At 75.3% G+C, this 21,788-nt stretch carries 20 protein-coding genes and 1 pseudogene; 10 read left to right on the top strand and 11 right to left on the bottom strand.

The features are described 5' to 3' along the window. The 4 genes from ABZ497_RS26860 to ABZ497_RS26845 all read right to left on the bottom strand — a co-directional run. A partial coding sequence (locus tag ABZ497_RS26860; protein WP_359808866.1) for a phosphatase PAP2 family protein occupies positions 1-806 on the bottom strand: 806 nt, incomplete at its 3' end. 10 nt (positions 807-816) lie between these two features. After that, on the bottom strand, positions 817-1,788 hold the full coding sequence (locus tag ABZ497_RS26855) for a YihY/virulence factor BrkB family protein (protein ID WP_359808864.1): 972 nt from the start codon (positions 1,786-1,788) through the stop codon (positions 817-819). Next, positions 1,789-3,495, bottom strand: a complete 1,707-nt coding sequence (locus tag ABZ497_RS26850; protein ID WP_359808862.1) for a diacylglycerol kinase family protein — start codon at positions 3,493-3,495, stop codon at positions 1,789-1,791. It lies immediately after the preceding gene. 143 nt (positions 3,496-3,638) lie between these two features. Next, positions 3,639-5,006 (bottom strand): mycothione reductase, encoded by a 1,368-nt coding sequence (locus ABZ497_RS26845; protein WP_359808860.1) that lies wholly within the window; start codon positions 5,004-5,006, stop codon positions 3,639-3,641. A gap of 225 nt (positions 5,007-5,231) precedes the next feature. On the opposite strand from ABZ497_RS26845, the gene tkt reads away from it, so the two are divergent. Further along, complete coding sequence (tkt, locus tag ABZ497_RS26840; protein WP_329485490.1) at positions 5,232-7,376, top strand: transketolase; 2,145 nt, start codon at positions 5,232-5,234, stop codon at positions 7,374-7,376. Positions 7,377-7,433: 57 nt separating this feature from the next. On the opposite strand, the gene ABZ497_RS26835 is transcribed toward tkt, so the two are convergent. Continuing rightward, a complete protein-coding gene (locus ABZ497_RS26835; protein ID WP_359808868.1) occupies positions 7,434-7,847 on the bottom strand; it encodes a DoxX family protein in 414 nt (137 codons plus the stop codon). A gap of 239 nt (positions 7,848-8,086) precedes the next feature. Between ABZ497_RS26835 and ABZ497_RS26830 the strand changes: the two genes are divergently transcribed. Both ABZ497_RS26830 and ABZ497_RS26825 read left to right on the top strand, forming a co-directional pair. Then, positions 8,087-8,242, top strand: a complete 156-nt coding sequence (locus ABZ497_RS26830) for a DUF6131 family protein (RefSeq protein WP_329485492.1) — start codon at positions 8,087-8,089, stop codon at positions 8,240-8,242. 116 nt (positions 8,243-8,358) lie between these two features. Beyond that, a pseudogene (locus ABZ497_RS26825) lies at positions 8,359-8,739 on the top strand (PP2C family protein-serine/threonine phosphatase); the annotation flags it as partial. Between the two features lie 69 nt (positions 8,740-8,808). Here the strand turns inward: ABZ497_RS26825 and ABZ497_RS26820 are convergent. Further along, positions 8,809-9,264 (bottom strand): ATP-binding protein, encoded by a 456-nt coding sequence (locus tag ABZ497_RS26820; protein WP_359808858.1) that lies wholly within the window; start codon positions 9,262-9,264, stop codon positions 8,809-8,811. Between the two features lie 371 nt (positions 9,265-9,635). Between ABZ497_RS26820 and ABZ497_RS26815 the strand changes: the two genes are divergently transcribed. Beyond that, positions 9,636-10,022 (top strand): hypothetical protein, encoded by a 387-nt coding sequence (locus ABZ497_RS26815; protein WP_359808856.1) that lies wholly within the window; start codon positions 9,636-9,638, stop codon positions 10,020-10,022. 229 nt (positions 10,023-10,251) lie between these two features. On the opposite strand, the gene ABZ497_RS26810 is transcribed toward ABZ497_RS26815, so the two are convergent. Continuing rightward, positions 10,252-11,100 (bottom strand): patatin-like phospholipase family protein, encoded by an 849-nt coding sequence (locus ABZ497_RS26810; protein ID WP_359808854.1) that lies wholly within the window; start codon positions 11,098-11,100, stop codon positions 10,252-10,254. Between the two features lie 85 nt (positions 11,101-11,185). On the opposite strand from ABZ497_RS26810, the gene ABZ497_RS26805 reads away from it, so the two are divergent. Together ABZ497_RS26805 and ABZ497_RS26800 are read left to right on the top strand one after the other, a co-directional pair. Further along, positions 11,186-11,746, top strand: a complete 561-nt coding sequence (locus tag ABZ497_RS26805; protein WP_359808852.1) for a TetR/AcrR family transcriptional regulator — start codon at positions 11,186-11,188, stop codon at positions 11,744-11,746. Positions 11,747-11,824: 78 nt separating this feature from the next. Beyond that, on the top strand, positions 11,825-12,622 hold the full coding sequence (locus ABZ497_RS26800; protein WP_359808850.1) for a hypothetical protein: 798 nt from the start codon (positions 11,825-11,827) through the stop codon (positions 12,620-12,622). An 86-nt stretch (positions 12,623-12,708) separates the two neighbouring features. On the opposite strand, the gene ABZ497_RS26795 is transcribed toward ABZ497_RS26800, so the two are convergent. After that, complete coding sequence (locus tag ABZ497_RS26795; protein ID WP_329485498.1) at positions 12,709-13,452, bottom strand: class I SAM-dependent methyltransferase; 744 nt, start codon at positions 13,450-13,452, stop codon at positions 12,709-12,711. 279 nt (positions 13,453-13,731) lie between these two features. Between ABZ497_RS26795 and ABZ497_RS26790 the strand changes: the two genes are divergently transcribed. The 3 genes from ABZ497_RS26790 to ABZ497_RS26780 all read left to right on the top strand — a co-directional run bounded on the left by ABZ497_RS26790 (position 13,732) and on the right by ABZ497_RS26780 (position 16,579). Next, complete coding sequence (locus tag ABZ497_RS26790; RefSeq protein WP_359808849.1) at positions 13,732-13,971, top strand: hypothetical protein; 240 nt, start codon at positions 13,732-13,734, stop codon at positions 13,969-13,971. 215 nt (positions 13,972-14,186) lie between these two features. Next, positions 14,187-15,659 (top strand): FAD-dependent oxidoreductase, encoded by a 1,473-nt coding sequence (locus tag ABZ497_RS26785; protein ID WP_359808847.1) that lies wholly within the window; start codon positions 14,187-14,189, stop codon positions 15,657-15,659. A 23-nt stretch (positions 15,660-15,682) separates the two neighbouring features. Next, the gene (locus ABZ497_RS26780) at positions 15,683-16,579 is read left to right on the top strand and encodes a class I SAM-dependent methyltransferase (RefSeq protein ID WP_359808846.1); all 897 of its coding nucleotides are present in this window, start codon (positions 15,683-15,685) and stop codon (positions 16,577-16,579) included. Positions 16,580-16,669: 90 nt separating this feature from the next. Here ABZ497_RS26780 and ABZ497_RS26775 read toward each other — a convergent pair whose 3' ends face one another. Then, complete coding sequence (locus tag ABZ497_RS26775; RefSeq protein ID WP_359808844.1) at positions 16,670-17,971, bottom strand: hypothetical protein; 1,302 nt, start codon at positions 17,969-17,971, stop codon at positions 16,670-16,672. A 447-nt stretch (positions 17,972-18,418) separates the two neighbouring features. Between ABZ497_RS26775 and glsA the strand changes: the two genes are divergently transcribed. After that, positions 18,419-19,783: a glutaminase A gene (gene glsA / locus ABZ497_RS26770; RefSeq protein WP_359808842.1), complete on the top strand. Its 1,365-nt coding sequence runs from the start codon at positions 18,419-18,421 to the stop codon at positions 19,781-19,783. 120 nt (positions 19,784-19,903) lie between these two features. Here glsA and ABZ497_RS26765 read toward each other — a convergent pair whose 3' ends face one another. Beyond that, on the bottom strand, positions 19,904-20,578 hold the full coding sequence (locus tag ABZ497_RS26765; protein ID WP_359808840.1) for an RDD family protein: 675 nt from the start codon (positions 20,576-20,578) through the stop codon (positions 19,904-19,906). Between the two features lie 203 nt (positions 20,579-20,781). After that, positions 20,782-21,762 carry an ROK family protein gene (locus tag ABZ497_RS26760; RefSeq protein ID WP_359808838.1) on the bottom strand — a complete coding sequence of 327 codons (981 nt, stop codon included), beginning with the start codon at positions 21,760-21,762 and terminating at the stop codon, positions 20,782-20,784. Positions 21,763-21,788 lie beyond the last annotated feature (26 nt).

The following is a 21,788-nucleotide window of genomic DNA, read 5'->3' as shown; positions in this document are numbered from 1 at the left end:
ATGTGGCCGAACTCGGCGCCCTTTCCCCAGGTCAGTTCGAAGTCCGTACGCAACGGCACCGGATGCTCGGTGATGGCGCGAAGGACCGTGGATCGCGCGAACCCGAGCAGCCAGCCCCCGAGGACGTCGCTGACCCAGTGCACGCCGAGGGCGATCCTGGTCAGCCCCGTCCCGAGCACGGTCACCGCGGCGATCGCCCAGGCCACCGGGCGGGCCCGCCGGGGCACGACCGGCAGGAGCACCAGCAGCAGGATCGCGCACGAGGCCATGGCGGTCATGGCGTGCCCCGACGGGAAGGAGAAGCCCGGCGCGTGGGCGACGGGATCGGGCAGCCGGGGCCGGACCCGGGCCACCGTGACCTTGACCAGCAGGCCGGTCAGTCCGGCGGCCAGCTCGGTGAGGGCCGCCCACAGGGCCAGCCGCCAGGCCCGCCGCCACAGCAGCCAGCCGACGGTGGCCGCCACCAGCAGGCGCATCGTGACCGGGTCCCAGACCCAGTTGCTCAGTACCCGCGTGGTCTCCAGCAGGAGCGGGTGGTGCCGGACGGCTTCGTTCAGGTGCACCGCCGCCCCGGCGTCCAGCTCGCGCAGCGGCTCCCAGCCGGCCTCGATCAGCACCAGCAGGACGGCGGCCGGCACCGCCGCCACGGCGAACGCCAGGACGGCCCCGAGCAGGCGCTCCCCGAAGCGCCGGTCGGCCCGGCGCTGGGTGAAGCGGCGCCGGGTGATCCAGCGCCGGGAGAGCCGGCGCAGCGCGGGGACCCGGGTACGGGCGGGGCTTCGGTGCGGCCTCCGGTCAGCTTTCATCACGGCTCGTCTACCCACGACCTGCGCGATCATCCTCGGGGTCGGGCAGCACCGGCTCCTCGACGCCCGCCCGGTCGGCCTCCAGCTGCGCGGCGAAGGCGATCCCGAGGAAGAGCGCGATCGCGGTCAGGTAGGCCCACATCAGGAGCGAGATGATCACGCTCAGCGGCCCGTACACCGCGTCGATCGAGTTGCTCAGCCGCAGGTACAGGCCGAGCAGGGCGGTCAGGCCGACCCACAGCACCAGGTACACGGCGGCGCCGAAGGCGAGCCAGGTGTGGCCGGGCTGTCGGCGGCGCGGTGCCCGGTGGAAGATGACGCTCGCGGACAGCAGGGCGAGCACGATGCCGGCCGGCCACCGCAGGACCGCCCAGACGAGGGCCTCCCGATGGGTCCCCGGTCCGCCCGCCTCGACGACCGCCGCGGCGATCTCCCGGCCCGCCACCAGCAGGACGAAGCCGAGGCCGAGCGGCAGACCGGCCAGCACGGCCATCAGCAGTCCGCGCGCGTACTTGCGGTGGAAGGGCCGGTCGCGTTCGATGCCGTAGATCCGGTTGGCCCCGCGCTCGATCTGGCACATCGCGGTGGCGACGTTGACGAGGGAGAACACGGCGCCGCCCCACAGGGCGACGCTCCCGCCGTCTCCCGCGCGCTCGCGGCCGCTCCGCAGGACCTGGTCGACCAGGTCGGAACTCGGGCCCGCGGTGAGCCGGGCGATGGTCAGCTCGGTCACCCGGCCGAGCCACTGGGTGTGCAGCACGGACGAGAGGCCGACCACCGCGATCGCGAACGGGACGAGGGCGAGCACGGTCTGGAAGGCGAGGGCCCGGGCGTGGCTGAAGCCGTCGGCGTAGCGGAAGCGCAGGAAGGCGTCCCTGAGCAACTGCCACCGGCCGTACGCGCGCAGCGTCGTGACGGCCTCGTCGGCGGAGAGCTCCTCGGGCTCGCGGCCGCGGTGGCCGACGCGAGAGGCGGTTCCCACTCAGCTGCTCCGTTCGGCCGGGACGGGATCGGCTCCGACCGGGTGGGACCCGTCGCCCGCAGCTCCGTCACCCGCGGCTGCGTCGCCCGGGGGCCCGCCGACCGCAGCTCCGTTGACCGGGGGCCCGCCGGCCGTGGGCGTGTGGACCAGCAGGGCGCCGGGCCGGACGGCCAGCCGCAGGGTGCGGCCGGCCGGCAGGCACTCCCCGTCGAGCTCCCGCGGCTGGTCCCGGTCGGCGGTGAGGTGGATCCGGCGCGCCTGGAAGTGTTCGAACGGCGCCGACCCGCCCCCCGCGCCGGTCCGCCCGGTGAGCAGCCGCGCTGCCGCCGCCGGCCAGCCGGCGAGGCCGCGCGGGTGGACCAGGACGAGGTCGAGCAGGCCGTCGTCCGGCCGGGCGCCCGGCAGCAACCGGATCCCGCCCTGCAGCGCGCCGACGTTGCCGATCACGGCCATCGCGGCCCGCCGGTGGAGCGGGCGCGCGTCGTCCAGGGTGACGGTGAGCCGCATCCGGCGGTCGCCGAGGTGGCGGAGCAGCGGAGGCAGATAGGCGGGCCAGCCCCAGCGCTTCTTCGCGCGGCGGCTGGTACCGGCCATCGCCGCGGCGTCCAGGCCGATGCCCGCCATGGCGCTGACCACCGTGGCGGTGATGCCGTCGCCGTCGGCCAGGGCGAGGTCGATCCGGCGGGGCCCGCCGGCGAGGGCGTCCGCCAGCGCCCGCGCCGGGTCCGCCGGCAGGCCGAGGTTGCGGGCGAGCAGGTTCCCGGTGCCGCAGGGGACGATGGCCAGCGCGACGCCCGTACCGGCGAGGGCGTGCGAGCACGCCGTCACGGTGCCGTCGCCGCCGCAGGCCACCACCAGGTCGGCCCCGGCGGCGACCGCGGCCGCCGCGGCGCCCCGGCCGGGGTCGGCCTCGCTGGTGGCGGTTCTGGTCGGCGCCGCCCAGCCGTGGCCGGCGAGGACGCGGTCGATCCGGTCGAGGGTGTCCTCGTCGACCAGGACGGGGTTGAAGACCACCACCGCCCGGCCGGCGGACGGGTGATCGGGTACGGCTGCCACGGTGGTCTCCCTGGGGTCGGAGAGGAAAGCCCGCCACATGATCCAGAGCACGGCGCCGCCGTTCACCAGCCCGGCCAGTACGTCGGTCGGGTGGTGCATGCCGCGGTACAGCCGGCTGAACCCGACCAGCACCGGCAGCAGCGCCGCCAGGGCGCACAGCGGCAGCCGGAGCGGCCCCCGCAGGCGCAGGACGGCGAGGACGGCCAGTGCGCCGTACAGCGCGACCGCCGCACCGACGTGGCCGGACGGGAAGCTGGAGGTCGGCGGTGCGCCGTCGAGCCGGGGCGCGGTCGGCCGGGGCCGGTCCACGCACAGGGTGACCAGCAGGAAGACCGCGGACTGGGCGGCCACGGAGCCGCCGAGGAAGGCGGCCTCGCGCCACCGCCGGGCGCCCAGCAGCAGTGCGAGCACGGCGACGCCCGCCACGGCGATCACGGCCCCGGTGCTCGCGAGGACCGAGAGCCACGCGGTGACGGTGTCGAGGACGGGTACCCGGCCTGCGGCGAGCCGGTCGGTCAGCGCGTTCTCCCCCGGCCGCCAGAGGTGCAGCGGCGGGTGGGTGATCGTGAGACCGGCCAGCACCATGAGCACCGTCTGGGCGAGCAGTGCCGGTGCGATCGTTCGGAGCGGACGCCTTACCCCTGTGGTCACGTCCCCCGTCTGCCCGGACACCGCCGTTTCATGGCCGGGCCGGCGCATCCCGTCCGGACGGCGCCCTCCGCACGCCCGCGCCGCCTGCCGGTCCGGGCCCGCCGTCAGAGGTCGGGCACCGTCCGCCCGTCCCGGCGCCGCCGTCAGAGGTCGAGGTCGAGCAGGGCGTTGGCGACGACCTCGGTGAGGGCGGGGTGGATCCAGTACGGGGTGCCGGCCAGGGTGGGGACGTCGATACCGAGGCTCATCGCGACGACCAGGGGCTGGATCAGGGTGGACGCCTGCGGGCCGAGGACGTGGGCGCCGAGCAGGCGGCCGGTCCCCGGGTCCGCGATCACCTTGCAGAAGCCGGCGGTGTCCTCCAGCGCCCATCCGTAGGCGACGTCCGCGTACCGGCGGGTGGCGGTCGTGTAGTCGAGGCCGGCGTCCCGGCACTCCTGCTCGGTCCGGCCCACCTGGGCGATCTGGGGGCGGGTGAAGACCGCGGCGGGGACGGCGTCGTAGCTGGTGGCGATCAGGTCGTCGGGGTGCAGCAGATTGTGCGCGACCACCTGCGCCTCCCGGTTGGCGACGTGCTTGAGCGGTACGGGGGTGCACACGTCACCGAGGGCGAAGACGCCCGGCGCGGTGGTCCGCTGGTGGGCGTCCACCACCACGCGGCCGTCCTCCCGCAGGGCGATGCCGGCCCGGTCGGCGTCGATGGTGTCGCTGTTGGGAGTCCGGCCGACCGCCACCAGCAGGGCGTCGGCCTCGACCGCGGAGCCGTCGTCCAGCCGCAGCCGCAGCCGGCCCGGTTCCCCCTCCAGTCCGGTCAGCTCGACGCCGGTGCGCACGTCGAACGCGGAGCGGGCCAGCCGGGTGTAGGCGCGGGACACCGACTCGTCCTGTGGGGCGAGCAGGGTCTCCTGCTTCTCGATGATCGTGATCCGGCTGCCGGCCGCGTGGAAGACGTGCGCCAGCTCGGCGGCGATGTAGCCGCCGCCGAGGACGGCCAGGTGCCGCGGCGGCGTCGGGCGCCGCATGATCGTGTCCGAGGTCTCGTAGGGCAGCCCGCTGTCGCGTAGCGGCGGCGGGACCAGCGGGCGGCTGCCGACCGCCACCACGACCCGGTCCGCGGTGATGTGCACCTCTCTCCCGTCGCCCTCCACCACCAGCGTCCGTTCGCCGGTGAAGCGCGCCCGGCCGCGGTGGACGGTGACGAAGTCCGAGCCGCGCCGGCCCTGCTCCCCCTCCGCGGCCTGCCCGTCGAGGCGCCCGAAGACGCGGTCGCGTACCCGTGGCCACCGCAGGACGCCCGGTGCGGCGTCCACGTCGAAGCGGCCGGCCTCCCGCACGGTGTCCGCGACGTCGGCCGTGTGGGCGAGCATCTTGCTGGGGATGCAGCCCCGGTTCAGACAGGTCCCGCCGAACGGCCCCTCCTCGACGACGGCGACGTCGAGGCCGCCGAAGCGGTCATCGATCACCGTGTTGCCGGAGCCCGCGCCCAGGACGACAAGATCGTGGTGTGGCATGTCCGGAGGCTACCCCCGCGCGCCGCCCCGACACCGGAGTGCGGAGGGCCCGCCCTTCGGGTCGCGGACGGGGCAGCCGCGCGCCGGCCGGACCGGGCGGGTGAATCCCGGACCGGATCGGGCCATGCGGGTCCGGTCACCGGGTAGGCGCTGGAGGCCGCGCGGACGCGCCGAACCGTCCCCGGCGACCTCACCGACCCCGACCGGCCCCCTGGGAGGACACCCGTGACACCCCCCGACAAGCACCCCGCGACCCGCCACCAGTCGCTGGCCGACCCCGTCGCCGCACGGGCGGGCTGGGACGCCGTGGACGTCCGGGCCGTGGACACCGCCCGGCTGCTCGCGGCCGACGCCGTGCAGCGCACCGGGAACGGCCACCCCGGGACGGCGATGAGCCTGGCACCACTGGCCCACCTGCTGTTCCAGAACGTCCTGCGCCACGACCCCGGTGACGACCAGTGGCTGGGCCGCGACCGCTTCGTACTGTCCTGCGGACACACCAGCCTCACCCTCTACGTCCAGCTGTACCTCACCGGCTACGGCCTGGAGCTCTCCGACCTGGAAGCCCTGCGGACCTGGGGTTCCGCCACCCCCGGCCACCCCGAGTACCGGCACACCCGGGGCGTGGAGATCACCACCGGCCCGCTCGGCCAGGGGCTGGGCGCGGCCGTCGGCATGGCGATGGCGGCCCGCCGGGAACGCGGCCTGCTCGACCCGGACGCCCCGGACGGCGAGAGCCCCTTCGACCACCACGTCTACGTCCTCGCCTCGGACGGCGACCTCATGGAGGGCGTCACCGCGGAGGCGAGTTCGCTGGCCGGCCACCAGCGGCTGGGCAACCTGACCATGGTGTACGACCAGAACCACATCTCGATCGAGGACGACACCGACGTCTCGTTCAGCGAGGACGTCGCCGCCCGCTACCGCGCCTACGGCTGGCACGTGCAGACCGTCGACTGGACCCGCACCGGCCGCTACGTCGAGGACGTCGACGCCGTCCTCGACGCGCTCCGGGCCGCCCGCGCGGAGACCACCCGGCCCTCGCTGCTGGTGCTGCGGACGGTCATCGGCTGGCCCGCCCCCAACCTCCAGAACTCCGGCAAGGCCCACGGCTCCGCGCTCGGCGACGAGGAGGTCGCCGCCACCAAGGAACTGCTCGGCTTCGACCCCGCGCGCAGCTTCACCGTCGAGGACGACGTCCTCACCCGCACCCGCCGGGCACGCGAGCGCGGCCGTGAACTCCACGAGGCCTGGACCCCGCGCTACGAGCGCTGGCGCGACGAGCACCCCGAGCGCGCGGCACTGCTGGACCGGCTGACGGAGCGCCGGCTGCCGGACGGCTGGGCCGACCACCTGCCGGCCTTCCCCGCGGACCGGGAGGGGCTGGCCACCCGCGCCGCCTCGGGCCGGGTGCTCACCGCGCTCGCACCGGTCCTGCCCGAGCTGTGGGGCGGCTCGGCCGACCTCGCCGGGAGCAACAACACCACCATGGACGGCGAGCCCTCCTTCCTGCCCGAGGGCGTGGAGACCGCGGAGTGGAAGGGCGGCCCGTACGGCCGCACCCTGCACTTCGGGATCCGGGAGCACGCCATGGGGGCCATCCTCAACGGGATCGCCCTGCAGAGCCTGACCCGCCCCTACGGCGGCACCTTCCTGACCTTCAGCGACTACATGCGGCCCGCGGTGCGACTGGCCGCGCTGATGGAGCTCCCGACCGTCTACGTCTGGACGCACGACTCGATCGGCCTCGGCGAGGACGGCCCCACCCACCAGCCGGTGGAGCACCTCGCGGCGCTGCGCGCGATCCCCGGCCTCGACGTGGTGCGCCCCTGCGACGCCAACGAGACGGCCGCCTGCTGGCACGCGCTGCTGGAGCACCACGACCGGCCGACCGGCCTCGTCCTCACCCGGCAGAAGGTGCCCGTCCTCGACCGCGGGACCGGCGGGTGCGCACCGGCGGACGGCGCCGCCCGCGGCGGCTACGTGCTGCGCGACCCGGCCGACGGCGCCCCGCCCCGGGTCCTGCTGCTGGCCACCGGCTCCGAGGTGCACCTCGCGCTGGCGGCGCAGGAGCAGCTGGCCGGCGAGGGCGTGGCGAGCCGGGTGGTGTCGCTGCCGTGCCTGGAGTGGTTCGCCGCGCAGCCGCGCGAGTACCGCGACGGCGTCCTGCCGCCCGCGGTGGCGGCGCGGGTGAGCGTGGAGGCGGGCGTGGCGCTCGGCTGGCGCGAGCTGGTCGGCCCGCACGGCCGGATCGTCAGCCTCGACCACTTCGGCGCCTCCGCCGACTACCGGCGCCTGTACAGCGAGTTCGGACTCACCGCCGAGGCCGTGGCCGGGGCCGCGCGGGAGAGCCTCGCGGCGGCCGGCTGACGCCGGGTCCGCCCCGGTGCGCCCGCCCGTCGTGGGCGGGCGCACCGGGAGCGGGCGTCAGCCGGTCCACCGCCGGTGCCGGGCGCGCCAGGCCAGCGACGGCCCCGCTCCGGTGTCCGCCGCCGTGATCAGCAGCCCGCCGCACATCGACAGGTTCTTCAGGAAGTGGATGCGCTGCCGGGCGCGCTCCTCCTCGTCCTTGACCTCCCAGAACCGGTGGCCGGCCAGGGTGACCGGGACGAGGGTCGCCGCCAGCGCGAGCGCGGCGGGCCGGGTGAGACGGCCGGACGCCAGCAGCGCGCCGGCCACCACCTGGGCCGCGGCGTTGAGGCGGATCGCCGTTTCGGGCCGGCGCGGAACGGCCGGGACGTGCTCGGCGAGCGGGTCGACCACCGGTTCGGCGGCGGCCTCCAGCCGGGCGGGGTTCAGTAGGGCGTCGGCGCCTCCGTAGAGGAACATCGACGCCAGCATCGGTCGGGCACAGGCTCGCAAGATGGACATACCCCGCGTCTTTCCGGTCCCCCGGCGGCCAATCCCCGTCGCGGGGCGTTCCCGACGGGCGGCCCGGGGCTCGGCGGGGGCACCTCGGGCTCGTTCGGGTGGGGCGGCCCGTCCGGGCGACAACAAACCGGCGAGGGCCGGTTGACCCGTCGGCAATCGGGCAGACGCACGGCGCGGGGGAAGAGCTCACAGAGCCCAAGGAGCGCGGCATGATCGTCCTCGGAATCATCCTTCTCGTCATCGGTCTCCTCACCGGCCTCGGCATCCTGTGGACGATCGGAGCGGTCCTCGTCGTCGTGGGACTGATCCTGTGGATCCTGGGAGCGGTCGGGCACGCCGTCGGCGGACGCAAGCACTACTGGTGACGGAGCCCGTCGACCGACCGGGCACAGCGCCGTCCCGGGGCCGCCGGAGGTGCCGGCCGCCTCCCCGGCGCCAGGGCCCTCACGGGCGGGCAGCCGATCACCCTGCCCGCCCCGTCCTCGGCGCCGCCACCGGCACGGTCGCCCTGCGCAACGCGCTGCGCGGCCTGGCCGCCACCGGCGCCGGCCCCACCCAGCTCCTCGCCTGGCTGAACAGGGTGACGCACCACCTGACCGACAACGTGACCGCCACCGCCGTCTGCGCGCTCTACCAGCCGCGCCCCCACGTGCCGCGCTGGGCGAGGGCGGGCCACCTGCCGCCGCTCCTGCTGCGTGACGGCCAGGCCCGCAAACCGCCCGCGGTCGCCGGCATCCTGCTCGGCGCGATCGACCAGGCCGAGTACGAGGAGGGCGAGATCCAGCTGAAGACCGGCGACACCCTCATGCTGTACACCGACGGCCCGATCGAACGGCGGGACCGCTCGCTCCAGGACTCCATCAAGGTCCGCTGAGCGGCGGTCCGTGACGTGGGCGGACCGCGACATCGGCGGGCGGGCCCCGGCGGGCCCTCAGGCCGGGCCGCACAGCCGCCCGGCGGTGTCGCGCGGGTGCGGGTCCCGCTCGCCCGGCGGGTGGAAACAGGCGATCACCGTCTTCCCCTCCCGCTGGCGGCGGATCTCCCACTCGTCGGCGAGGGCGTCCACGATCGCCATCCCCCGCCCGTTGAGAGCGTCGGTGCCCGCGCTGCGCGGCTCCGGCACCGCGGTGCTCCCGTCGTGGACGGACACGTGCAGGCACCGGCCGTCCCACACCAGCACCAGCTCGGCGCTGCTGTGGGCATGGATGTGGGCGTTGGTCAGCAGCTCGGAGACGGTGAGCAGGACGGCGTCCACGGTCTCGGGCGCGTCCCGCGTCCACGCGAGCGAGCGCAGGTGGTTCCGGGTCCACCGCCGCCCCGCCCGGACACCGCCCGCTATGGGGAATGAGCGGGCCCATCCCGTGGCCCTCACCGACGCGTCGCCCATGGCCCGATCCTCCGTCCGTTTCCAGTCCGTATCCAGCGCCTGCCCCCAAAACCCGCCCCCACGCACCCGAGGGCGGAGACCCGATGCCGGGCGGTGATCCTGCCCGTCGTCGGTCGGCGCCGGCGCCCTCCTGCGCCGCGACGGGGCGCGGCGGGCGTCCGGCCGGACCGGCACGCCCGGCCGCCGACGGCGGACGCACGGCTTCCGGCCGCGGACAATGGCCATTGTCCGCGGCCGAACTGCGGTTCCGCCCGTTCCTGTTGTGGACAACGTGAGCTCTCGCGAAGGTGGAGAGCCCGGCGGGACACCTCGACCGGGAACGAGCCCCGGAGATCGCGCACGGTTCCGGCGGCATGAGTGGAGGAAGCAGCATGATGCGAAAGACTCTCGGCCGCTTCGCCGTGGTCACCGCGGCGATGGCCGTCGGCCTGGGCAGCGTCGTCACGACGGCCACCGCCCGCCCCGCGACACCTGCCTGCGGGAGCGCGCTCAACACCATCGACGACATCGCCGCCCAGGCCGAGCAGGCCATCAGCTACCGGGACAAGGGCAACGCCGCCGTCGGCCTCACGGACGCCGCCCAGCTGTCCTACGCGGCTCCGTGCTTCACCGAGGAGCTGCAGGACCTCCTCCGGGGGGCCGCATCGCGGTTCAACGATGCGGCCGACACCCTGTACTACGACAACTGGGACGACGCCTACGCCAGTGCGGCCGCCGGGCGGGGACTGATCTGGCAGGCCCAGGACGCGAACCACTGACTGCGCCCCGTGGGAGCGGTAGCCGACGACGACTGACCTCCGCCAGGACGGGCCGGAAGGCTGCCCGCTCGGCCGACCGCGGCACCGTCGTCGGCCGGTCGAGCGGGCCCCGGAAGAGGCGGGACAGCGGGACAGCGGGCCCGCCGGGGGCTCGGGGAGGGCGGGTCGGCCCACGCCGTGACCGTCCGGTGGGCTGTCGCCGCCGGCGGTGTGCCGACGTGGTCGGGGGTCAGCGCGCGTCGGGCTCCGGCGTCGACGTGGCGCGGAGTTCCTCGTCGACGTCGCCCGCCTGGCGAAGGCCCGCCTGGTAGGCCGGCTCCCAGGCCGCCAGGTCGCCCAGGTCCGGGCCGAAAGCGCTGACCGAGGCCGGATCGGGACCGATGGTCACGACGCGCGCCGCTCCCACGGCCGCCAGCTGCTGGTCGAGCAGCTCCCGGGGGAACAGGTGGGCCATCGGCTCGACCACGACCAGCGTGCGGGCTCCCACGGCGAGGTCGGCGTTGGGCCCCGCGCGCAGCGCACCGTCCATGTACCGCCGGCCGTCGACGGCGACGGGCGGCGCGACCCCGGGGAAGGCGCTGCTCGCCGCCACCGCGTGCGCCAGCGGCACACCGCTGTCGCGGTCCCACACCACGGGCTCACCGGAGGTCGTGTCCACGGCGGTGATCAGCAGTCGGCGCTCGGGCCAGGTGTCCGCGCCGATCAGCGCGGCACGGCCCGCTATCAGCGCCTCCTCGGCGTGGGAGTCGGCGCCGTCGAGCGCGAGGCGGCCGACGCGGCGGCGGGCCTCGTCGGGCTCCAGGCCGCGGTCGCCGAGCACGGCGAACACCTCGCCCGTCCGCCCGGGGTCCGCCGTGACCCGGTGCTCCGGCCGGCGGGCCGCCGTCGCGAGCCGCTCCAGATCCTGGCCGGTGGCGAGCAGCGCCGCGACGATCGCGCCGGACGAGGTCCCGACGATCACGTCGGCTCCGCCCAGTTCCACACCGCGCAGGCGCAACCCGTGGGCCAGCCCTGCCATCCAGGCGGTGCCGACGTGGCCCCCGGGGCCCAGGACGAGTGCTCGGTCGAAGGTGTGCAAGGTGATCTCCCCTCATTAGTGAAACAGTCGTACCATATACTCGCTGATGCTGTCTCAACTTCGAGAAACCGAGCGGAGATCCACCGTGGGGAGACCCGCCGACCCCGCCCGTCGGGAGCGCACGCTGGCACGGGCGACCGACTACGTGCTGGCGCACGGCCTGACCGGACTCAGCCTGCGGCCGATGGCCGCGGCCCTCGACACCAGCCCGCGGATGCTGCTCTACGACTTCGGCAGCAAACAGGAGTTGGTGGCGGCGGTCCTCGCCGAGGCTCGGCGCCGAGGTGCCGCGCGCCTGACCGGGCACGTTGGGCCGACGACGGGCACCGTCCAGGAGCGGCTGCGCGGCATCTGGGCGTGGATCAGCGCGGAGGAACGTGCCCCGTTCGTCCGGCTGTTCTTCGAGGTGCACGCCGACGGGCTGGTTCACCCCGAGGCCTACCCCGAGCAGGGCGAGGCGATCACGGACTGGTTCGACACGCTCGGCGCCACCTTCCGCGACGTCTCCAGCGGCCCCGACGACACCGTGACGCCCACGTTGATCATGGCCGTCGTCCGGGGCCTGCTGTTCGACCTCACCACCACCGGCGACCGCGACCGCACGAATCGCGCGCTGGACCGCTTCGCGGAACTGCTGGACCGCTGAACGGCCCTGGCGGGCCTTCGGTCATGGCCGGTGTCGGGGCGTGCCTCCCTGTCGGAGGGCCGTGGCACACTGCGGCACATGTCCCTCAGCGCCCTCAGCCTCGACCAGTGGCGGTCGTTCGACCTGCCGACCGCACGCCGCGTCGCCCACGGGGCGGCGGAGCTGGTGGGCGGCCGGGTGACCGCGCTGGAGACCGTCGAGCACCTCGGCGCCCCGCTGCACCGCGTCCGGATCGAACGGGATGACCAGGAGTTCGCGCTGATCCCCGGCGGCCGGGTGACGCTCGGGTTCGACCTCGACGCCTGGCGGCCGACGCCCGAGCAGAGCGCCGACTACGCGGCGAGCCTGGAGCACGGCTTCGGCTACGGCGCCGACCTCCGGGAGCACCTCGCCCAGGTGCTCAGCCCGCGACGGACCGTCACCCTGGCCACCGTGCTGATGGCCGTGGAGGACGAGGAGCTGACCGAGGCCTCCTGCGACATGCCGGCCGTCCTCGCGGCCCGCGGGCTACGGATGCCGAGCCCGGACGAGTGGGAGCACGCCTGCGGGGCCGGCGCCACCACGCTCTTCCGCTGGGGCGACGACTGCCCGCTCGACCGCATCCCCTCCGGAGAGCCGGACGGGCCGCAGAGCCGGCCGAACGCCTTCGGGCTGCGCATCGCCTACGACACCTACCGCACCGAGGTGAGCAGCGACACCGCGTCCGTCCACGGCGGGGACGGCAGCGAGTCGGTGTGCGGCGGGTACGGCTCCCTGCTGGGGTGGCTGCCGCTGGCCACGGCCAACCGGAACCCCTTCATGGCCGAGTTCGTGCACGGCCCGGACGGCGACGGTCTCTGCGAGGACTTCTCGACCCGTCCCGTCCTCACGCTCTGAGGGCCGGACTGCCCGGGGTCCGGTGCCGAAACTTCTTCGGCACCGGACCCGACACCAACCTCAGGCACACACCTCAGGCACGCACCTCAGGCACGACAGCGCAGCATCACCAGCGGCGGCTTGGCCAGGAGGTCCGCCCAGAACTCCGCGCCGAACTCGCGGAGGCCGGCTTCGGACACCTGGATCGGCACCCACTCCAGGTCACGGAATCCGGCCGCCCGCAGGCACTCCTCGTAGACCTCGCGACGCGGAACGGTGCTGACGATGCTGATCGGCCGCGGGTCGAGGAGCGCCGTGACCCGCACCCGCGGACCGGTCCCGGCCTCCTCGCCGATCGGCTCGCAGCGGAACCCGTACCGCTCCAGGGACGGACAGTCGAACGCGTAGTCGGGCCGCTGGGCGAACACGAAGAACTCGCCGCCGGGCACCAGGTTCCGGTGGATGTTGCGGCACATCCGCTCCAGCTGCTCCACGGATTCCGCGTAGTTGAGACACTGCACGGCCAGCGCGAGGTCGAACCGCCGATCCAGCGGCGCCAGCTCGGCGACGTCGCCGACCTCGTAGCGCACGTCCAGCGGCTCACGCCGTTCCATGTCCCGCGCGGCGGCGATCATCTCGACGGAGATGTCGACGCCGAACACCTCGGAGGCGCCGCGCCGCTTGAACTCCCTGCTGTAGAAGCCGGTGCCGCACGCCAGGTCGAGGACCGACCTGCCCTTCACGTCCCCGACCATGCCGAGGAAGCTCGGCACCTCCCCGTAACGCATCAGCGGCAGGGACTTGAAACCCTCGAACGCCTCGCCGATCCCGTCGTACTGCTGCACGCTCACGTGCCGCCCCCTTGATGTCCTTCGCCCGTGCTTCGTCCGGTACGCGGCCACTCCGGCTCGCCGGACGCGGCGGGTGGAGGCCCGCCGGGGCCGTGGCGACGAGTCTCCTCCGCGCGGTGCGACGGCCGTACTGGCGGATGACACAAAGAAGTCGGCCGGGTGACGCGCGGGCACCGGCGTCCCGACACGACGTCACAGCTCGTTCGGGGGCGGCCGTTCGGGGCCGCCGTGCCCCGGTAGCCGGCCTCGGACCCGTTCGAGGTACCGGTCGGCGCTCCCGTGGGGGTGGTCCTGGGCGCCGTGGCGGTGCAGGTCGATCCGACCGTCGGCGTGCAGGCGCAGCGTGGTGGTCGCCCGGCGGGGTGGCTCGGCCGGGTCGCGGCCGGCGCCGGTGAGGGAGGTGGCGCCAACCGCCAGGTCGCGCTCTCGTTCACCGACCGGGGCGACTGGACGGACCAGGCGGCCCGGGTCACCGTCATGCCGGCCTTCCTGGAGGCGTCCTTCTGCGGCGGCCGCTGAACCGCCGGCCGCCCGGCGGGGTTCGGGCGGGACGGCTCGCCGACCCCCGCCACCCCGCCCGGACGGACCCCGGCGGCCGCGGTACGACCGACGGAGTGCGACGGGGCACATGGGGGCGCGTGGAAGCAGTGGGCGGGCGTCGCTCTGGTCAGCGGTCCCGACGCGCCTGCACCCTGGTGCGGGAGACGGGCACCGGGCCGTCGGAGGAGGGGTCCATGGGAACGCGGGCGCACGAGTCGGACCGTCGCTGGGAGAGGGCCGTGGTCATCGGCGGCGGGTACGCCGGTCTCGTCACGGCGCGGGTGCTGACCGACTGCTTCCGCGAGGTCGTCCTCCTGGAGCGGGACGAGGTGGACGAGCACACCGGCGTCCACCCGCACGCCCCGCAGGGCCACCACGCGCACGCCATGCTGGCCAGGGGCGCGGAGGTGCTGGAGACGCTCTTCCCGGGCCTGCGCGAGGAACTGCGTGAACTCGGCGCCCCGGTCTACGACTACGGGGAGCGGATGAGCTTCCTGCAGCCGGCCGGCTTCGCCCCGCGGCACCCGACGGGCGTGCTGATCCAGTCGTTCACCCGGGACGAGCTGGAACGCCGGCTGCGGCGCCGGGTGCTGGCCCTGCCCGGTGTGAGGCTGCTGGCCCCGGCACGCTGCGAGGGCCTGCTCGCGGAGCGTCCCGGGGCCGTGACCGGGGTGGTGTACCGGGTGGCCGGCGCCGAGGAGCCGGCCACCCTGGCGGCGGACCTGGTGGTCGACGCCTCGGGGCGCGCCGGCGGGCTGGACGGCCGGCTCGACGCCCTGGGCGTGCGGGTGCCCGCGCCGCGTGTGGTGAAGGCGAAGATCACCTACACCTCGATGGTCTTCGCCAGGCCGGAGCGGGACCGCCCGGACTTCGACGCCGCCTACCAGATGACCTTCGCGCCGGGCATCCCGCGCGGCGGCGTCATCCTGGCCGTCGAGCGGAACCGCTGGACGTGCTCGCTGTTCGGCTTCGACGACCAGGTGCCGCCGACCGACGACCAGGGGTACCTCGACTTCGCCCGGAGCCTGGCGAACCCCCTGCTGGCCGAGCTGATCGAGCGCCGCACCCGTCCGGAGCCGACCCGCCGGTACGTCAATCCGAACAACCAGTGGGGCCAGTACCACCGGGTCAGGGACTGGCCCGAGCGCCTGCTCGCCGTCGGCGACTCGGTCTGCGTGTTCAACCCGGTGTACGGGCAGGGGCTCACCGTGGCGGCGCTGGAGGCCCGGCTCCTGCAGCGGATGCTGGCCGCCCGCCGGGCCGGGGGCGAGGGACTGGACGGACTGGGCCGCCGGTTCCAGCGCCGGCTGGCCCGCGTGCTGCTGGTGCCCTGGACGCTGTCGAGCAACTCGGACCTGATGTGGAACCCGGACGGGCGGCCGCTGCCGGCCCGGGTGGCCCACTGGTACAACTCCCAGGTGTTCACGGTGGCGGTGCACGACCCGGAGGTGTGGTCCCGGTTCGTCCGGGTCGCCAACATGGTCGCGCCGCCCACCCTGCTCTTCCAGCCCTCCGTCCTGCGGAAGGTCGTCGGCGCGGCGCTGCGTCGCCGCCGTGCCGCGCCGCCGGCCCGCACCACGCCGACGGCCCGCACGGCCCGCACCGCCGGCCACCCGGTGCCCGGGCCGGCGACGGAAGCGCCGTCCTCGACCACGCCATCGCGGTAGGGCTTCACCCCAGGGAGGGACGCATGACCGACACCACGGATCGGAACAGCGGCGTGGAAGGGGGCGTCGGGGTCACCGCGCTGCTGGTCGCCGCCGCACGGGCGATCGAGACCCACCGCCGGGACAGCCTGGCCCAGGACGCCTTCGCGGAGCACTTCGTGCGCGCCGCCCCGGCCTCCGCGGGCTGGCCGGTCCGGGGGCGGGAGGCCCCGGGCGGGGACGCGAACCCGCTCTGGGGGCGGTTCGCCCGCTACTTCGGTCTGCGAACGAGGGTCCTCGACGACTTCCTGCTCCGCTCGGTCCGCACCGACGCCCGCCAAGTGGTGCTGCTCGGAGCCGGGTTGGACGCACGGGCGTTCAGGCTGGACTGGCCGCCCGGCTGCGTGGTCTTCGAGATCGACCGGCCCGGGGTGCTGGCGTTCAAGCACCGGGTCCTCGACGGGCTGTCCGCCGTCCCGAGGGCGGCGCGCGTACCCGTCCCGGCCGATCTGCGCGCCGACTGGGTCGGGGCGCTGACCGGCGCGGGCTTCGACCCGGCCGCCCCGAGCGTCTGGCTGGCCGAGGGGCTGCTGTTCTACCTGCCCAGCGCCGTCGAGTCGCACCTCGTCGGCGCGGTGGACCGGTTGAGCACCGGCGGCAGCGCCCTGGCGTACGAGGCCAAGCTCGAACCGGACTTGCTGCGGTACCGAGACAGTCCGCTCTACACCGCGACGAGGGAGCAGATCGGGATCGACCTGCTCACCCTGTTCAACCTCGAACCCCGGCCCGACTCGGCGGGCGCCCTGGCGGACCGGGGCTGGACCACCTCCGTCAGCACCCCCTTCGAGTTCACCCACCGGCACGGCCGCGGCCCGCTGCCCGAGCAGAACGACGCGCTGGCGGGCAACCGCTGGGTGTTCGCGCACAAGCCCCGGCGCTGACCTGCCGACCGGGCCGGAGCACCGGGCCCGGGCCTCCGGTCCGGTACTCGGACCGGAGCACCGGACCCGAGCACCGGGCCCGACGGCGGGTCACGCGCCCGGGCTCGGCTCCCGCTCCTCGTCGGCCGGCGCGAGCGGCCGGAGCCGGCGCAGCGCCGCGGCGACCGTACCGCCGGGCGTGACGTCGACGATCTCGACCCACAGCGCGGTGTCCGCCGGGAGGACGGCTCCGGTGGCGGCCACCCGCTCGCGCACCCGTGCGCAGAAGGCGTCCGGATCGCCGTCCGCGGCGGCGTACTCGCGCGACAGTCCGGCCGTGGAGCAGCCCGCCGTCGCGGGGGCCGGCAGGATGTCCGCACCGTTGGAGCAGCGGAGCGTGACCACGGGCGAGGGGCGGTAGGCGTCCGCGAACATGGGCAGGTTCGAGAAGGGGTAGACCCGGTCGTCCAGGGCGAACGAGAGCACCGCGCACACCGCGAACGCCACCGGGCCCGTCCAGTCCGGGGCGACGCCCGGCCCCGCACCGGCCGGCAGCGGCAGGGCGGCCAGCCCCGCCAGCATGGCGTTCTCCCGGAAGTCGACCGCGAGCAGCCACCGCGAGCCCAGGTGGAAGAGCACCAGGCCCAGACCGATCGCCGCGCGCGGCCAGAACCCGGCGAGCATCAGCGGGGTGCCGGCCTCCAGCAGCAGCGTCGCCCACAGGAGCGGCACGCCCGCGCCCGGCCGGCGGACCAGGAGGCGGACCGGGCCGGCGTCCCGGACGCGCTCGCCGTCCCCGGTCCGGAACCGGTCGAACAGGGTGAGGTAGAAGGGGAAGAGCCGGCGGTCCGGCCAGCGCAGCCCGCGCTTGCGCACCTTGGAGACGGCCGAGACGACGTAGTGGGCCGCCACCGCTCCCCACAGCCCTCCGGCCATCGACGCGGTCACCCGGTGCGGGTCGGCGCCGGGAGCGGCGGCGAGCCCGGCACCCGCCATGGCGAGCAGCGCCAGCCCGGTCAGGTGGAGGTGGTGGTGCACCTTGAAGTGGCGGGTGCCGTCGTCGTCCTCGGTGACGTACCCGGCGAACTCCTGCGACAGGTGGACGGTGGTGACCGGCACGAAGACCGCGGCCATGACCACCGTCGCCGTCACCGGGAGGATACCGGCCGTGAACGCGCACCCGGCGAGCACCAGCACGGCGGCGAGGACGGTCCGGACCGCGGGCCCGACGAGGCGGTCGCCCACCCGCGCGCCGAGCGTGCCCGGCCGCCAGGTCGCACCGACTCCCAGCCCGCGCAGCGGCTCCTGGGCGGCCGACAGGACGACGGCGGTGAGCAGGGCCCGGAAGAGCACGTCCTGCCACGGGCCCGGGGCGCCCTCGGGCAGGGGCCAGGAGACAGCTGCGGACCACATTCGGCACTCCCCCGGGGTGGGTGACCACTCGTCCGTCCAGGATCGGGCCTGCCGGGGGGATCCGGACAGCCTTCCGCGAGATGTCCCGAATAGAGGGCTCATCACACCAAGGCCGGTCAGCGTCCGTTCCCGGCACCCGCGGAACGGCTGCCGCGCCCGAGCGGGCCCCGTGCATCGGGCGCCCCGGGCACCGGCGACCCCCCGGTCGGCGGGGCGGCGGGGCGGCGACCGCCGCCGGTGCGTCGCGGGCGGGTGCGGGCCGCGCCCCTGGCATGCTGCTGAGCGCGGCTTCGTCCGGCCCCACCCGACCGGGCCTCCCGGGTGGGCCTCCCGACCGGCCTCCCGACCAGTGGGCCTCCCGGGTGGGCCTCCCGGTGGGCAGCGGCAGCGGGCGCCCTGGGGCCCGGGAGGCCGGAACGGCGGAGCGGGAACGGAAGGGGTGCGCGCATGGACCCGGTGACGAAGGCGCTCAACGAACTGCACCGGCGGATCAGCGGGCTGACGGACGGCGAAGTCGCCTCCTACATCCCGAAGCTCGCCCAGGCCGACCCCGACGACTTCGGGATCGCCATCACCAGCATGGGCGGCCGCCGCTACCAGGCGGGCAAGGCCGACACCGAGTTCACCATCCAGTCGGTCTCCAAGCCCTTCGTCTACGCACTGGCCCTCACCGACCTCGGGCCCGACGAGATGCTCCGACGGGTCGGCGCCGAGCCCAGCGGCGAGGCCTTCAACGCCATCAGCCTGGAGCCGGTCACCGGGCGCCCGGCCAACCCGATGGTCAACGCCGGCGCGATCGCCACCACCGCCCTGGTCGCGGCGGCCGACCCCGAGGCGCGGTCCGCCCGGATCCTGGACTGCCTGTCCGCGTTCGCCGGCCGCCGACTGGGCTACGACGAGGAGGTGTACGCCTCCGAGGCCGCCAGCGGCGACCGCAACCGCGCGCTGGCCTACCTGATGCGCTCGGCCGGCTCGTTGACCGACGACGCGTACGCCGTGACGGCCACCTACTTCCGCCAGTGCTCCGTCCTGGTCACCGCGGCCGACCTCGCGGTGATGGCCGCGACCCTGGCCAACGGCGGCCGCAACCCGGTCACCGGCGAGCGGGTCGTGGAGCGGAGCGTGGCGGTGCGGACCCTGGCGGTCATGGCCACCTGCGGGATGTACGACGGCGCCGGGGAGTGGCTGCTGAACGTCGGGCTGCCGGCCAAGAGCGGGGTCGCCGGCGGGCTGATCGCGGCCAGCCCGGGCCGGTTCGGGGTCGCGGTCTACAGCCCGCCGCTGGACCGGGAGGGCAACTCCGTGCGGGGCGTGGCCGCGCTCACCGCGATGTCCGAGCGGCTCACCCTCCACCTCATGCACGCACCGGTGCACCTGACGGCCACCGTCACCGACACCGGGCACGGCGCGCGCTCCTCCCGCACCCGCAGCCCGGAGCAGACCGCGCTGCTCAACCGCAGCCGGCAGCGCATCATCGCCGTCGGCGCCCAGGGCGAGCTGGAGTTCACCGAGACCGAGCAGCTGCTGGGCGCCGTCGAGGGGGCCGTCCCCGCGACACCCGGCTGGCTGGTGCTGGACCTGATGGCCGTCACCGGCATCCGCCCCGGCTCCGCCGCGATGCTCGCCGCCGGTCTGGCGGACATCGCCCAGCGGGGCCACCGGATCGTCGTCGCCGCCCAGGAGCCGTTCCTGGGCGCGGCCGACGGGCACCCCGACTGGCAGGCCTTCACCAGCCGCGACGACGCGGTGGCCTGGTGCGAGGACCGGCTCCTGGCCGGCGAAGCGCCGCTCGCCCCGTCCGCCCCGAGCTGACCTCGTCGGGGCATGCTGCCGGGCTGCCCGGTGCGACCAGAACGCACGGAGCCCGGTCACCGCCGACGACGATCGGGGCGACCGGGCTCCATCGGGCCCGCCGGGCGGACCGGCCCGCGGTCAGGACTCCTTGACCACCACGGTCTTGGCCGCTTTGTCGTGGAAGCACTGCTGGAGCGGCTTGTCCCAGAGCAGCGACAACACGTTCACCAGCGAGAACACCGAGCCGACGCAGTAGACCGCCTGGGGCAGGCCGTAGACCGCGCTGCGGGTCCACAGCTCGTTGTCGCTCGGGCGGCCGCCGTGCGTCGCCGAGACCACCCGCAGCTTCATCGCCTTCTTGCCGACGGTCTGCTGGCCCTGGCTGAGCATCATCGCCGCCTCGTAGGCGAAGACGATCAGCGCGCCGATGACGGCGGCCAGGATAGAACCCGCCACGGTCGTGAAGGCCAGCTGGAGCACGATCAACGGGATCAGCAGCACGCCCAGGTCGATCAGACGGGCCAGGAAGCGGTCGGCCGGGGTGGCCAGGGTCCGGCTCCCGGGCGGCGGCGGTCCGTACGGACCCGTCGGGCCGACCCACGGCGGGGCCTGGCCGCCGCCCTGCGGGTAACCCTGCGCGGGCGGCGGGTAGCCGGGAGCGCCCTGGGCGTAGCCGGGCTGCGGGTAGGCGGCGCCGGGCTGCGGGTCGTAGGGGCCCTGCGGGGCCCCGTAGCCCGGCTGCGCCGGCGGCGGCTGCTTGCCGTACGGGTTCTCGTCCGACGGGTGGCCGTAGCCGGAGGGTGGGTTCGTCATCGTCCTGCTCGTTTCGTCGCGGCTTGTCCCTCGGGTCTAGTGGCTCCGACGATCGTTTAGGAAGACCCTGGGGCCAACCGTTACGTGAATACCCCGGACCTGCCCCCTCGTCACCCGCCGACCGCCCCCTCGTTCCCGGCCGGACACGTCCGCCGGTACCGGGTCCCGGGCGATGGGGAGTTCGGCGTCTCGCCACCCCCCGGCTACGCGCAGTGGTGCCCGGCGGCCTCCGCGCCGGCCGGGTGGCGGGGTGGGCGCAGGTCCTGGGCGAGCAGGGCCGCGCCCAGTGCCGCGGCCCGGCGGCCGAGGGCGGCGGCGACGACGCGGGGTGGGTCCGGGGAGGTCAGGCGCTCGGACAGGGCCTTCCGGAGCGGGTCGAGGTAGGTCCGCCCGGCGAGGGACAGGGGGCCGCCGATGACGATCCGTTCGGGGGCGGTGTCACCGACCGCGGCGGCCAGGACCTCGGCGAGGCCTTCGACGGCCTCCTGCCAGATGGCGGCGGCCGTCCCGTCGCCCGCCGCGGCCCGGGCCTGGACGTCGCTGGCGGTCACGCGCGCCTCGCCGGTGGCGAGGCGGTAGCGGCGGGCGATCGCGGCGGCCGAGGCGATCGTCTCCAGGCAGCCGCTCCCGCCGCAGGGGCAGGGGTCGCCGCCCGGGCGGACCACGACGTGGCCGAGCTCGCCGTCGCCGCCCGGCGCGTGCCCGTCGAGCACCATCGAGGCGGCGATGCCGGTGCCGACCGGGACGTAGAGGAAGGAGCGGCACGAGCGGCCGGCGCCGAGCCGGGCCTCGGCCAGGCCACCGGCGCGGACGTCGTGGCCGAAGGCCACCGGAACGTCGAGTTCCTCGGCCAGCCAGCGCCGGACGGGGATCTCGCGCCAGCCGAGGTGGGCGGCGAAGACGGCGGTGCCGGTCGCCTCACCGACCAGGCCGGGCACCGCGATGCCGGCCGCCGACGGCGCGTGGTGCCGGGCGAGGTCGGCGGCGTACTCCAGGACGGTCTCCAGGACGGCGTCCGGTCCGCGGTCGGCACGGGTCGGCCGCCGGCCGCTGTGCACGAGCGAGCCGTCCGGCGCCATCGCGACGGCCCGGATCTGCGCGACGCCGACCTCCAGCCCGATCACCACGGCGCTCGGGACCTCGGCGCGGTGGGTCACGGGGTTCTCCGCAGCCGTGATCTCCACCTGCTCTCCGTGATCGAATATGATAA

The organism is Kitasatospora sp. NPDC005751, from assembly GCF_040630835.1.
Lineage (GTDB): Bacteria > Actinomycetota > Actinomycetes > Streptomycetales > Streptomycetaceae > Kitasatospora.
Note: the sequence above shows the minus strand (reverse complement) of the source record. Positions and strands in the feature narration are given on the sequence as shown.

Excerpts from the sequence above, each read along its gene's own strand:
- ABZ497_RS26780 (WP_359808846.1), top strand. The coding sequence starts at position 15,683 with ATGACCGACACCACGGATCGGAACAGCGGCGTGGAAGGGGGCGTCGGG.
- ABZ497_RS26845 (WP_359808860.1), bottom strand. The coding sequence starts at position 5,006 with ATGCCACACCACGATCTTGTCGTCCTGGGCGCGGGCTCCGGCAACACG.
- ABZ497_RS26830 (WP_329485492.1), top strand. The coding sequence starts at position 8,087 with ATGATCGTCCTCGGAATCATCCTTCTCGTCATCGGTCTCCTCACCGGC.
- ABZ497_RS26800 (WP_359808850.1), top strand. The coding sequence starts at position 11,825 with ATGTCCCTCAGCGCCCTCAGCCTCGACCAGTGGCGGTCGTTCGACCTG.
- ABZ497_RS26775 (WP_359808844.1), bottom strand. The coding sequence starts at position 17,971 with ATGTGGTCCGCAGCTGTCTCCTGGCCCCTGCCCGAGGGCGCCCCGGGC.
- ABZ497_RS26820 (WP_359808858.1), bottom strand. The coding sequence starts at position 9,264 with ATGGGCGACGCGTCGGTGAGGGCCACGGGATGGGCCCGCTCATTCCCC.
- ABZ497_RS26785 (WP_359808847.1), top strand. The coding sequence starts at position 14,187 with ATGGGAACGCGGGCGCACGAGTCGGACCGTCGCTGGGAGAGGGCCGTG.
- glsA (WP_359808842.1), top strand. The coding sequence starts at position 18,419 with ATGGACCCGGTGACGAAGGCGCTCAACGAACTGCACCGGCGGATCAGC.
- ABZ497_RS26815 (WP_359808856.1), top strand. The coding sequence starts at position 9,636 with ATGATGCGAAAGACTCTCGGCCGCTTCGCCGTGGTCACCGCGGCGATG.
- ABZ497_RS26765 (WP_359808840.1), bottom strand. The coding sequence starts at position 20,578 with ATGACGAACCCACCCTCCGGCTACGGCCACCCGTCGGACGAGAACCCG.
- ABZ497_RS26835 (WP_359808868.1), bottom strand. The coding sequence starts at position 7,847 with ATGCTGGCGTCGATGTTCCTCTACGGAGGCGCCGACGCCCTACTGAAC.